Genomic DNA, 12,549 nt, shown 5'->3' with positions numbered 1-12,549 from the left:
TGGGTAGCTTTGGCTGTCGTCACTCTGTCTGATAGGGCGTTGGCCGTCGCGACGGATTACAGTTATACATCACTGGGCCAACTGGAAACGGTCAACGGACCTCGTACCGATTTAAATGATATAACCCGTTTTACCTATGATGCTCAGGGTAATCTGGCCTCGGTGACCAATGCGCTTGGGCATGTGACGAGGCTGACCAGTTATGATCTCCAAGGTAACCCACAAAAAATTACTGACCCCAATGGGGCGGTGACAACGCTGTCATATACAACGAATGGTCTATTGGCGAGCACGACGCTCGGCAGCAGTACCACTCGATTTGATTACAATGCTGTAGGCGATGTCATTAAAGTGACCGGTGGTAACGGTAATTGGGTTGAGTACAGTTACGATAGTGCCCGACGTTTGACTGGCGTCCGTAATATTCTCGGTGAGAGTCTTACTTATACACTGGATAAAATGGGCAACCGCACTGCCGAAGTTACCAAAAACAGCAGCGGAACTGTAGTTCGCCAGCAACGGCGTGCATTCGATGAATTGGGTCGCCTGGTTCAGGTTGTGGGTGCTGCCAACCAGACTCGACGTTATAGCTATGACCTGAACGACAACCTGTCTACTGATACCTCGGCGCGAAGCAACAAGACCCAACAGTCTTTTGATGCCTTGAACCGTGTCATCAAGATTGTCGACCCGCTTCAAGGTTCTACTTCATTGGCTTACAACGCTGATGATCGGGTCACTCAGGTTGTAGACCCTCGCGGTGTAACGACCCAGTATGCCTATGACGGCCAAGGCAACTTGCTCAAGACGGTCAGCCCGGACACCGGGACCAGCGCCTTTGTCTACGATGAGGCCAATAACCTGATTCGCAGCACGGATGCACGAGGTGTTGTGACCGAGTACACCTACGATGCGCTAAATCGGCTGATCACCAAAAGCTACCCGTCCACACCAGCATTGAACGTCAAGTTTCTCTACGACCAGACCACTGGCGGCAATTACGGCATTGGTCGCCGTACGGGCATCCAGGACAGCGCCGGGCTGTTGAGTTACTCCTACGATGTTCAAGGCAAACTGGCCGGGCAGCAGCGTTCGGTAGCTGTCAACAGCGGTAGCTATAACGAAACTCTGACGTATGGCTACGACGCGGCCGGTAATCTTGTAAAGATGGGTTATCCGTCCAGTATTGGTGTGACGTACACCCGAAATACCGCCGGGCAGGTAGCAGGTATACAACTGACAGTGGCAGGTAAAACCGTCACCCTGGCCAGCAATATCGCTTACCAACCCTTTGGCCCTGTCAGAACCTTGACCTGGGGTAACGGCATCCTGCTGTCGAAAACCTACGATCAGGACTATCAACTGACACAGCAACAAGTTGGTAACTGGCAAACGACTTATGGCTATGACGCTGACAGCAACATCAGTTCGACGACCAATAGCCTCTGGGGGGCGGTGCAGTACGAGTACGATGCCCTGAGTCGTCTGACTCAGGAGCAGAACAGTACGATCAAAAAAGCCTATACCCTCGATGCGACCGGCAACCGCACACGGCGCACTACCAGTAATCTGGCCAGTAGCAGCACCACTGAAACCCAGACGCTAGTCTATGCCAGCGACAGCAATCGACTGACCAGCATCAATGGCGCTACGGCCCCTGTGGATGTATCCGGCAACCATACACAGGTCAACGGATTGCGACTTACCTATGACAGTCAAGGGCGTCTGAGTCAGGTCCACCAGGCCAGCATCTATCAGATTGCTGAATACAAATACAACGCTTTGGGTCAGCGTGTCAGCAAGCGTGTCTACGAGATGGGTAGCCAAGCGCTCATTGGTACAACGACATATTTGTATGATCCGGATGGCAAGCTCATTGGCCAGACTTTTTACGATGCAAACGGCTTGAAAACCAGCGGCCAATACTGGTTCTGGCTGGATGACATGCCTCTTGCCCAGTTGACGGCCAATTTCTCATCGTTGGGAGAAGTGAGCAGCAGCAAACTGGTTTACCTGCATTCAGATCACCTGAATACTCCACGACTGGCAACCGACAGCACACAGGCTTTGCAATGGCGCTGGAACAGTGATGCCTACGGGGTCGGCAAGCCTGATGAAGATGTTGACGGCGATGGCGTGGCGACCAGCGTAGCACTGCGTTTTCCGGGGCAGATTTATGACGCTCAGACGCAGCTGAATTACAACTATTATAGGGATTACAATCCGGAAACCGGGCGGTATGTGCAGAGTGATCCGATTGGGTTAGAAGGCGGAATTAACACTTATGGTTATACCGGCGGAAACCCAATAAGGTTTTTTGACTCAACTGGTACAACGCCCATCGCTGGTGGAGTTGTAGGTGCTGAGTTAGGCACGTTGGTGCTTCCAGGATTAGGGACCGTTGTGGGGGGCGGAATAGGTCTTATCGCAACTTTTGTGCTTGCAGACCAGATCGCTCAGTGGACCAAAAGCGAAAGCACTGATGGTCCAGCCCTCCCAATAGATCTTCCAGATAAAATTCCTGACTTTGACTTTGAAAAGCCAGAGCAATGTCCTGTTGATTCTGATGGAGTCGCATGGCCTTGGAAGGGACAATTACCACAGGGTGGAAGCAAGGGGGGTTATAAAAATCCGAATGGTCCTGAAAGCTTGCATCCAGATCTTGATCATGGTGGTGATATAGGCGCTCACTGGGACTTTAATGATAGGGCTTCAGGCGGTTACAGAATCGGTCCTGATGGTACTATTACGCCAAAATAATACGGAGGTATTTATGGATATTTTGGAACCGCTGAAAAGCTTGGCGATTTCGCATATAAACAAAGTTCTTGAGGTGGATAGTTGTTTGAGTGCTTTGGTAAAGCCAGTGTTTAATAGAGAGGGAGGCAGGTTTTTTACTGTGCCTCCAGGTGAAGTGAGTGTAGATAAAATAGTTGATTTCTCTTGGGGGTTTGGAAAAGGGAGAGATACCTCTGTAGGTGGTCGACTACTAGGAAGTTTGCAAGAAAAATCTGGCAGGGTTTTGATAATTGATGACGTTATGGCTGGCCCCGAAGAGATGGCTGGATCTGCTTTTGGGCTGCTCGTTGGGGATAAGGTTTGTCATGTTTTAAGTGCTGAAGGTCTCGACGAAAATATTATCGATAAGTATGTAAAAATGGCTGGGGTTTCTTGGCATTTTTTAGCTGTGATTATAGAGGGGAGCAGTATTGATGCTGTCCATGAATTTCTTGGCTCTCGTAAGATCATAGATCCACTAGTTGTCGTAGAGGTTGTGGTCGGTGCTTATGATGGAGAGGGGTTTATTCATTGGTACCCTAATGCTTGAGCGTGTTTTTTTGATTTTGGAGTTTTAGGTGCTTCATGGCTGCTGTGCCTGATCGCATGGCAGCTATGAATATCAGCAAGTTTTTGGTGTGGGTTGATGTGGCTTGTCAAAAGTTAATATTGTCTGCGGTCGTGTATGAAATGCATTTGTAAGAGTGGCTAATTGGTCTATAGGGTATAAATATATGCACTCCTTTGTTTTTTCAGTTTCTCTGCGTTTCTTCGGCTTGAATATTGACCCGGATATCATTTGCCAGCAGCTCCAGCGTGTTCCCAAGTGGAAATATAAAATGGGCGATTTAAGAAAAACACCGGACGGACGTGCGCTGGGTGGTGTTTACGATAGAAGCTATTGCTCTTTCAAGTTGGCGGGCAGGCAGAGTGTTGAATTTCATGAGTTTCTGGAGGAGACGATAGCTGATCTTTTCAAGTATAAGTCTACGTTTGACTGGGTTGCTGATAGCGGAGGTAGATCCGAGCTTTTCATCGGTTGGGACTCGCCAGGTAATACGGGGGGCGTTTTTGAGAGCGCCTTGCTGAGGAAGTTGGGTGAGCTGAATATTGATTTGGCGCTTGATGTCTATGGCTCCTGATAGGGTGGATATGCAAGTGCCCTATAACATGATGCTTGCTTTGCTTGAGATGAAGCGCTGTGAGTGATTTTTGTAGCCTGCTCATCCTGATCGTTGCCTGCTCTGCCTTGCCTCACCTCCACACAAGAACATTTCGTACAAAGCCAGGGTAGGTCGTCACGCGGCACAACGCCAATGATGGCAATCTGTCCATCAAATCCTTGACGTTCATTTGTAACAGATGAATACTGTGCATATTCATATATATGACTGGATGAATCAGGGAATGAATAAGCTTTCAAGTGATGAACGCCTTCCGCTTTACCAACGTCTGCGCGATTGTCTGGCTGAGCAGATCGCCAATAACCGCTGGCGTCCAGGTGAGGCGATTCCTACCGAGGCGGCTCTTTCCGCCGAGTATTGTCTGTCGACCGGTACGGTGCGCAAAGCCATCGACATGCTGGTCAATGACAACATCCTTGAGCGTCAGCAAGGTCGTGGCACCTTCATTCGACGTGCGCAGTTTCAGTCTTCGCTATTTCGCTTCTTCCGTTTCCAGACCGAGTCCGGTGTGCGTCAGGTTCCGCAAAGCCGGATTCTGTCTGTCGAGCCGGTTACTGCGCCTTCGGCGGTCAGTCATGCGCTGGGGTTGATCCCGGATGCGCCGGTGATTCGCATGATCCGTCTGAGGCTGCTGGATGCTCAGCCGGTCCTCACCGAAGAAATCTGGCTGCCTCGGGTTCAGTTTCAGGCACTGCTGGAGGTCGATCTGAATGCTCAGGGGCCTTTGCTCTATCCGATCTATGAAGAGCTGTGCGGTCAGGTTGTGGCGTATGCCGAGGAAACCCTGACGGCCGAATCGGTCAGCGATGTGTATGCCCGCATGCTTCAGGTTCAGACCGGCAGCCCGGTCGTGGTGATCGAGCGCCTGGCGCGCAATTACGCCGGTGAGCCGCTGGAGTGGCGCCGCTCGCGTGGGCATGCCAGCCATTTCCGTTACAGCGTAGAAATTCGCTGAGTCTTCAATCTCGTCATTCACTGCACGCTTCATAAGGATATTGCGCATGTTCAGTTGGTATCGCGAAGTCACACCACGGGAACGCAAGACGTTTTGGGCCTGCTTCGGCGGATGGTCGCTGGATGCATTGGAAGTTCAGATGTTCGGTCTGGCGATTCCGGCGCTGATCGCCGCTTTTGCCTTGAGCAAGGGCGATGCGGGCATGATCAGTGCCGTCACCCTGGTGACTTCGGCACTGGGCGGCTGGGTAGGCGGTACTTTGTCTGACCGTTATGGTCGGGTTCGTACCTTGCAGTTGATGATTCTGTGGTTCTCGTTTTTTACCTTCCTGTCGGCGTTCGTGACCGGCTTCAACCAGTTGCTGATCGTCAAGGCCATGCAAGGCTTCGGCATCGGTGGTGAGTGGGCGGCGGGCGCAGTGTTGATGGCCGAGACCATTCAGTCCAAGTACCGCGGCAAGGTGATGGGCACCGTACAAAGTGCCTGGGCCGTGGGTTGGGGCATGGCGGTGCTGCTGTTTACCCTGATCTATTCGTTCGTGCCGCAGGATATTGCCTGGCGGGTGATGTTCGGCATCGGTCTGCTGCCTGCCTTGTTGATCATCTGGGTGCGCCGCAACGTTGAAGAGCCGGACAGCTACCAGCGCATGCAAAAGGAAAAGACCCCATCGGGCAACTTTTTCAAATCCATGGCCGGGATCTTCCGTCCCGAATTGTTGCGTGTGACTCTGCTGGGCGGTCTGCTGGGGCTGGGTGCCCATGGTGGCTACCATGCGGTGATGACCTGGCTGCCGACTTTCCTCAAGACTGAGCGCAATCTCTCGGTGCTGAGTTCCGGTGGCTATCTGGCAGTGATCATTTTCGCTTTCTGGTGTGGCTGCATCACCAGCGGCATGCTGATCGACCGTATCGGCCGCCGCAAGAATATCGTGCTGTTCGCTCTGTGCTGCGTGATTACTGTGCAGTGCTACCTGATGTTGCCGCTGACCAATACGCAAATGCTGTTCCTGGGCTTCCCGCTGGGTTTCTTCGCGGCAGGCATTCCGGCCAGTCTCGGCTCGTTCTTCAATGAACTGTACCCGGCGGATGTGCGCGGGGCAGGGGTCGGTTTCTGCTACAACTTCGGCCGCGTGCTGTCGGCAGTCTTCCCGTTCCTGGTCGGGCACATGAGTGAGTCCATGTCGCTGGGCACCGCTATCGGTATCGATGCCGGGATTGCCTACGGCGTGGCAATGCTTGCCGCGCTGTGCTTGCCGGAAACCCGTGGACGCACTCTGGAGGGCGCGCCTGTGACGGCGGATGCCACCGACAAGGGCGCGCCACAGCAGGCTTGATCTGGCCATTATCTGCGCGGTGTCACGGCACCGCGCTCACTTCGTAGATGAGTTCCATGACTGACCCCTGTACTTCGCCGATTCTCGGTATCGACGGCCATGCCCATGTCTTCGGCAGCGGCTTGAGCCTGACTTCGGGTCGACGTTATACCCCCGATTACGAAGCCACTCTGCAGTCTTATCTGACGCACTTGCGTGAGCATGGCCTGAGCCATGGTGTGCTGGTGCAGCCCAGTTTTCTGGGCACTGACAATCAATACCTGCTGGATGCCATTGCCCATGCGCCGGGACAACTGCGCGGTGTTGCGGTGGTGGACAACACAATCAGCCGTTCAGCGTTACAGCGCATGAGCGATCAGGGTGTTGTCGGTATTCGTCTGAACCTGATGGGCAAGCCTCTGCCGGATTTCAGCGAGCCTGGCTGGCGAGATCTGTTCAAGAATGTCTGGGCACTGGGATGGCATATTGAGTTGCATCGCCATGTGGCCGATCTTCCGGGGCTGATCCGCGATCTGCTGCCGTTTGGCTGCAAGATCGTGGTCGATCATTTCGGCCGGCCCGATGCGCGTCTGGGTGTCGATGATCCGGCCTTTCAGGCCTTGCTGGAGCTGGGCCTGAGCGGGCAGATCTGGATGAAGGTTTCTGCCATCTATCGTCTGGGCGGCAATGATGAGCAGAACATGGACTTCGCCAATGCCGCGTTGCCTTTGCTGATTCAGGCTTTCGGCGCACGTCGTCTGGTGTGGGGCAGCGACTGGCCGCATACCCAGCATGAGCATCACGTCAGTTACGCAACAGTGGTCGAGCAGTTCCGCAGCCTCGACTGCCCGGCCCCGATCAAGCAGAGCATGCTGGTCGAGGCCGCGCAGGCGTTGTTCGATTTCTCCACGGTCGAGCTCTGAGCCGAGAGTTTTCCTATCAGCCTTTGGGTGCCTGGATCCGGTAGCAGACCATGTACAAGGCTGGCAGGAAGAACAGCGTCAACACCGTGGCTATCGCAATCCCTCCAATCATGGCGTAGGCCATCGGTCCCCAGAAAACCTCACGGGCAATGGGGATCATCCCCAGGCTGGCCGCAGCGGCAGTCAACAGAATCGGTCGGCAGCGGTGCTCGGTGGCCTTGACCACCGCATTCCAGGCATCTTCACCCGCTGCCATGAACTCATCGATTTGCGTCACCAGAATCACCGAGTTGCGGATGATGATGCCGATCAGCGCCAATATCCCGAGAATGGCCACAAAGCCCAGCGGATACCCCGTCAACAGTAGCGCGGCGACCACGCCGATCAGGCCCAGCGGCACGACACTGACCACCAGCAGCAGTTTTTTCACGCTATGCAGCTGGATCATCAGAAAGGTTGCGACCAGTAACAGCATCAGCGGCACCACTTTGAGGATCGGCCCTTGTGAACGGGCGCTGGCTTCTACCGCGCCACCGGTGGCTACGGAGTAGCGTACCGGCAGCGCATCGGTGAATGCCTTGACCTGCGGCTGCAACTGCTTGACCAGCGCCGCCGGTTGCAGATGCCCGATGACGTTGGCCTTCAGCGTGATGGTCGGCAGGCGATCACGACGCCAGACCAGCGGCTGCTCCTGTTCGTAACTCAAGGTGGCAAACGCCATCAGTGGTACTGTGGCACCGTTGGGTGTCGGGATCTGCAGGCTGCTCAGGGTTTGCAGCGAACTGCGCTCCTGATCTTCGGCACGGCCGATCAGGTCGATCAGGTAAGTGTCATCCCGCACCTGAGTGATGCTGGTGCCCGTGACCAGGCTATTGAGGATCTGCGCGACGTCTTCGGATGACAGGCCGAACTGACGCACCTTGTCCTGGGCGATATGGATCTTGAGTACCTTGCCCGGTTCGTTCCAGTCATAGATGACCTGCCCGATATTGGGGTTGGCATCCAGAATGGCAGCCAGGGCCATGGCGTTGCTGCGAACCTGCTCGATGTCCGGGCCGCTGACCCGGTATTGCACCGGCCAGCCCACGGGCGGCCCCATGTTCAGGAGCTGGACGTAGCCGCCCACGCCGACAAAGTCATCGCGAAAGCGTTGGCGCAGACGTTCGATCAGGCGGTCACGGCCTTCGCCGCCACGGCTGACAATCACCAGTTGCCCATAGAAAGGGTTGTTCAACTGCTGGTCCAGCGGCAGATAGAAACGCACGGCACCTTTACCCACATAGGAACTCCAGCGCAGGATGTCCGGATCGTCCTTGAGTGTGGCCTCGAAGCGGTCCATGGTCTGGCGTGTGCCTTCGATCGAGCCGTTCTGCGGCATGTAGATATCCACCAGAATTTCCGGGCGATCGGAGTCGGGGAAAAACTGGTTTTGCAGCAGCTTGCCCGCAAACAGCGCCCCGACAAAGGCCACGGCCGTGATGCCGATCACCCACCAGCGATGCTTGAGAGCCTGCAGCAGCACACGCTGGAAGGCTCGCATCCAGGCACTGTCATGTGCCTGATGGCCTTCGGGTTTCTTCAGGATATAGATGCCGATCAGCGGCGCGAACAACACCGCTACCAGCCATGACAGCAGCAGGGCAACGGCAATCACGGCAAACATGGTGAAGACGTATTCACCCGCCGAACTGGAGTTCAGGCCAATGGGTACGAAACCGGCGACGGTCACCAATGTGCCGGTCAACATCGGAAAGGCGGTCGAGGTGTAGGCAAAGGTTGCGGCCTGCTGCAAGGAGTCTCCGCCTTCAAGCCGGGTGACCATCATCTCCACGGTGATCATCGCGTCATCCACCAGCAGCCCCAGGGCAATGATCAAGGCCCCGAGTGAAATGCGCTGCATGGTGATGCCGCTGTATTCCATGAAGACAAACACCAGCGCCAGTACCAGTGGAATCGAACAGGCCACCACCAGGCCCGCGCGGATACCCAGGCTGATGAAGCTCACCACCAGCACGATCAGGATCGCCTCGAACAATGCGCGGGTGAAACCGCCGATGGCCTTGTCGACCACATCGGCCTGGCTGGACACCAGATGCACATCGATACCCAGCGGCAGTTCGCCGGTCAGTTCATCGATACGCTGCTGCAGGCGGTTGCCGAACTCCTGAATATTGCCGCCTTGCTTCATCGCCACTGCCAGCCCGATGGCAGGCTGGCCGTTGAAGCGGAAAAGCGAGGAGGGCGGGTCTGCATAGCGACGCTCCACCGTCGCCAGATCGCTCAGGCGAAAGAAGCGGTCGCCAAAGCGCAGGTTCACCGCCAGCAGGTCCTGCTCGTTGGTGAACTGGCCGCTGGTACGCACGGCGATACGTTCGGGGCCGGCTTCCATGACGCCGGCAGGTGTGACCGAGTTCTGCGCTTGCAGGCTCTGTAGTACCTGACGCTGGTCGATGCCCAGCGCGGCCAGCTTGCGTATCGAGAAGTTCAGATAGATGACTTCGCGCTGGGCGCCGAGCAGTTCGATCTTGCCCAGGTTCGGCACGCTGCGGATATCCGCTCGAACCTGCTCGACATAGTCGCGCAACTGACGGAACGACAGGCCATCGGCAGTAAAGGCATAAATGCTGCCGAACACGTCGCCGAATTCGTCGTTGAAGGCCGGCCCTTGGATACCGCTGGGCAGTTCGCCGCGAACGTCCATGATTTTCTTGCGCACCTGATACCAGGCGGCAGGAATGTCGGCGCTGCGGGTTTCACTCTTGAGGAACACGAAGATCGTCGATTCGCCTGCCAGCGTGTAGCTGCGCACGTAGTCCAGTGCATCGATTTCTTCGAGTTTCTTTTCCAGGCGGTCGGTCACCTGCTGCAAAGTGTCGGGCAGGGTCGCGCCTGGCCAGCGGGCCTGAATGACCATGGTCTTGATGGCGAAAGACGGATCTTCCTCACGGCCCAGATTGAAAAACGACATGCTTCCCATCAAGAGGGAAACGAACATCATGTACCAGACCAGTGTGCGATGCTTGAGGCCCCAGGCAGACAGATTGAAGCGCTCTCTCACAAACTGACCTCTCGTTCGACACGGATTTTCTGCCCAGGCCTCAGGCTGTTCACACCAGCGATCACCACTTTGTCGCCGTCATGCAATTCGCCGCTGACACGCACAGAAGAGCCATGACGTGTCAGTACCTGCACGGTGCGCGGGTTCAGGGTTGCAGTCTGCGGGTCAATGACCCATACCTGCGCCTGACCGTTGTGTTCTTGCAGTGCGGTATCGGGCAGTTCGCGGAAGGCGGGCACGTTGCTGCTGATTTCTACGCTGACTGTCGAACCCAGACGGAAACTGTCCGGAATCTGCTGCAAGGTCAGGCGTACACGCTGGGTGCGGGTGGCGGCATCGATCTGCGGGGATAACTGGCGAACCTGAGCGCTGACGAACACCTGTTCGTTCAGCTGGGAAACCACCTTGATCTGCATGTCCTGATCCAGATTCGTTGCCAGATCCACTGGCAGGTCCACCACGGCTTCGCGGCTTTCCGGACGCGCCAGGCTGACGACGGAATGACCGGTGACCATCACCTGGCCGACTTCGGCATGCCAGTCGGTGACGACGCCGTCGAACTCGGCCAGCAGGCGCGTGTAGGAAAGTTGGTCGCTGGCCTGCTCTGAGGCAATCCGTGCCTGATGCAGGATGGCTTCCTGGCTGCGCAAATCGCTGCTCAGCCGGTCCAGACGCGCTTGCGAGCCCACACCCCGCTCGAACAGTTGCTGGTAGCGCAACTGCTCATCGCGGATCTGTTGCCACGAGGCCTGGGCCTTGCTCAGCTCTGCCTGTTGCGCACGTAAACGGTTCTGCTGATCGCTGGGCTCAAGCGTGGCCAGCAGGTCACCCTTGCGCACCAACTGGCCGGTTTCGGCGTGTCTGCTGGCGATGCGCCCGGCGACACGAAACCCCAGAGCCACTTCGTATTGCGGCTGGATGCTGCCTGCGAAACGTCCATGCAAGTCGTTACGCTGATCGACGATCTCGGTGAACAGCACAGGCCGCTCGATGAACTCGCGAACCGGCTTGTCACGACAGCCCGCCAGAAACATGATCAGCACGCAAAACAGCCACAGCTGTATGCAGGTCTTTACGGTCAGACTCATAGCGTGTTTTCCGATGACACGGCGGCGGTCGATGCGCTGTCGGTTGTGTGTTCAACGACATCGACTTTTTGCCCGGGATAGAGGAACTGAGCACCTCTGGAAACCACCCTGTCGCCATCCGATAAACCGGAGGCGATGACAACCTGCCCTTGTTCGTAACGCATCACCTGCACCCTGGCCAGCCTGACCTGTGACTTGTCGTCCAGCAGCCAGACGGCAGGCTGCCCGTGGATACGACTCAAGGCGGACCATGGAAGGGCGAAGGCCCGTTGCGAATGGGTAAGAAGTCGGGCACTGACGACGGTTCCCAGCGCCAGCGTTGGAGAGGTGTCCGGCAGGGAAACCCGCACCCTCAACGTACCGCTGGATGCGGATACGATGGGGGTGATTTCACGGATCTTGCCAGGCACTTCGATATCGGGCAGGCCTAGAGTCCTGACCAGCACGGCACCGCCAGGCTGGTCGGAACTCAGTAAAGACTCATAAGCGGCAAATACCGCTTCACGTTCGCCATCGTGGGCAAGGCTGAAAATGGGCGTAGCGGCCTGTACCACCTGGCCTTCTTCTGCGTGGCGAGCGGTGATGACCCCATCGGCCACCGCAACCAGTTCGGTATAACCGACCTGATCACGGGCATTGGCCTGACGGGCTTTCAACGAAGCCAGGTCCCCGCGGGCACTCTCCAGAGCGGAGAGTGCCTGCTGGTATTCACTGAGATTGGTATAACCTTTGGGCAGTAATGTCTGCTGACGCTGATAGTTGTTTTGTGCAAGGCGCAACCGTGATTCCCGGGCTGCCACTTCGGCATTTGCCGACTCAAGGTCGGTCTTTTGTTCACGCGGGTCCAGTCTGGCTAATACCTGATTGGCCCGCACCCGATCCCCCACATCCACAAACCGCTGTACAAGCTTGCCCGACACGCGAAAGGACTGATCGGTCACTTTGCGTGCCTGGATGTCGCCTGTGAGCACGACACTGGTCACGACATCACTGGATGCCACTTGCTGGACCGCCACCCGGACCCGTGCTTTTTCCGCAGGTTTCCCGGCAGAACAAGCACTGATCGAGAGCGCCAGAACACAGTGAAGCCCCAGGGTCAGCCAGGGCCGGCTCAGAAACGGTCTGTGGTGCGAAGGTCGGATTTTTCCGGTAACACGGCAAAACGAACGTAAAAGAGTTTCAGGGTTAATAGTCATCAACAACACAGCCACTGCCTTGTGGAATAAGCCAACACCGGTGAATCACCGTTTC

Annotated in this window: 9 protein-coding genes; 6 read left to right on the top strand and 3 right to left on the bottom strand. The window is 56.1% G+C overall.

What is annotated here, in order from left to right; all coding sequences use genetic code 11:
* Positions 1 to 9 precede the first annotated feature (9 nt).
* The 6 genes from JL015_RS05340 (at position 10) to JL015_RS05315 (ending at position 7,152) form a co-directional block, all read left to right on the top strand.
* Positions 10 to 2,760 carry an RHS repeat-associated core domain-containing protein gene (locus JL015_RS05340; protein WP_236250169.1) on the top strand — a complete coding sequence of 917 codons (2,751 nt, stop codon included), beginning with the start codon at positions 10 to 12 and terminating at the stop codon, positions 2,758 to 2,760.
* 13 nt (positions 2,761 to 2,773) lie between these two features.
* Positions 2,774 to 3,328 carry a hypothetical protein gene (locus JL015_RS05335; RefSeq protein ID WP_201017726.1) on the top strand — a complete coding sequence of 185 codons (555 nt, stop codon included), beginning with the start codon at positions 2,774 to 2,776 and terminating at the stop codon, positions 3,326 to 3,328.
* 184 nt (positions 3,329 to 3,512) lie between these two features.
* Positions 3,513 to 3,920 carry a hypothetical protein gene (locus JL015_RS05330; protein ID WP_201017725.1) on the top strand — a complete coding sequence of 136 codons (408 nt, stop codon included), beginning with the start codon at positions 3,513 to 3,515 and terminating at the stop codon, positions 3,918 to 3,920.
* A 265-nt stretch (positions 3,921 to 4,185) separates the two neighbouring features.
* Entirely contained in the window at positions 4,186 to 4,917 is a 732-nt protein-coding gene (locus JL015_RS05325) for a GntR family transcriptional regulator (protein WP_201003123.1), read from the top strand.
* A 7-nt stretch (positions 4,918 to 4,924) separates the two neighbouring features.
* Entirely contained in the window at positions 4,925 to 6,250 is a 1,326-nt protein-coding gene (locus tag JL015_RS05320; RefSeq protein ID WP_268939621.1) for an MFS transporter, read from the top strand.
* A gap of 56 nt (positions 6,251 to 6,306) precedes the next feature.
* Positions 6,307 to 7,152, top strand: a complete 846-nt coding sequence (locus JL015_RS05315) for an amidohydrolase family protein (protein ID WP_201017723.1) — start codon at positions 6,307 to 6,309, stop codon at positions 7,150 to 7,152.
* 16 nt (positions 7,153 to 7,168) lie between these two features.
* Here JL015_RS05315 and JL015_RS05310 read toward each other — a convergent pair whose 3' ends face one another.
* Genes JL015_RS05310 through JL015_RS05300 form a run of 3 tightly spaced genes read right to left on the bottom strand, consistent with a single transcriptional unit; the run spans position 7,169 to position 12,494 of the window.
* Positions 7,169 to 10,210 (bottom strand): efflux RND transporter permease subunit, encoded by a 3,042-nt coding sequence (locus tag JL015_RS05310; RefSeq protein WP_201017722.1) that lies wholly within the window; start codon positions 10,208 to 10,210, stop codon positions 7,169 to 7,171.
* Positions 10,207 to 11,298 carry an efflux RND transporter periplasmic adaptor subunit gene (locus JL015_RS05305; protein WP_201017721.1) on the bottom strand — a complete coding sequence of 364 codons (1,092 nt, stop codon included), beginning with the start codon at positions 11,296 to 11,298 and terminating at the stop codon, positions 10,207 to 10,209. Before JL015_RS05305 ends, JL015_RS05310 begins: the two co-directional genes overlap by 4 nt.
* Positions 11,295 to 12,494, bottom strand: coding sequence for an efflux RND transporter periplasmic adaptor subunit (locus JL015_RS05300; RefSeq protein WP_201017720.1), 1,200 nt, complete (start codon positions 12,492 to 12,494; stop codon positions 11,295 to 11,297). Before JL015_RS05300 ends, JL015_RS05305 begins: the two co-directional genes overlap by 4 nt.
* Positions 12,495 to 12,549 lie beyond the last annotated feature (55 nt).

Source organism: Pseudomonas cichorii (genome assembly GCF_015471405.1).
Taxonomy (GTDB): domain Bacteria; phylum Pseudomonadota; class Gammaproteobacteria; order Pseudomonadales; family Pseudomonadaceae; genus Aquipseudomonas; species Aquipseudomonas serbiensis.
The sequence above is the reverse complement of the archived record's forward strand: the minus strand, read 5'-3'. Positions and strand labels throughout refer to the sequence as shown.

What these genes read in the sequence shown, in the direction of transcription:
- JL015_RS05335 (WP_201017726.1), top strand. Translation starts at nt 2,774, where the DNA reads ATGGATATTTTGGAACCGCTGAAAAGCTTGGCGATTTCGCATATAAAC.
- JL015_RS05330 (WP_201017725.1), top strand. Translation starts at nt 3,513, where the DNA reads ATGCACTCCTTTGTTTTTTCAGTTTCTCTGCGTTTCTTCGGCTTGAAT.
- JL015_RS05325 (WP_201003123.1), top strand. Translation starts at nt 4,186, where the DNA reads ATGAATAAGCTTTCAAGTGATGAACGCCTTCCGCTTTACCAACGTCTG.
- JL015_RS05315 (WP_201017723.1), top strand. Translation starts at nt 6,307, where the DNA reads ATGACTGACCCCTGTACTTCGCCGATTCTCGGTATCGACGGCCATGCC.
- JL015_RS05305 (WP_201017721.1), bottom strand. Translation starts at nt 11,298, where the DNA reads ATGAGTCTGACCGTAAAGACCTGCATACAGCTGTGGCTGTTTTGCGTG.
- JL015_RS05300 (WP_201017720.1), bottom strand. Translation starts at nt 12,494, where the DNA reads ATGACTATTAACCCTGAAACTCTTTTACGTTCGTTTTGCCGTGTTACC.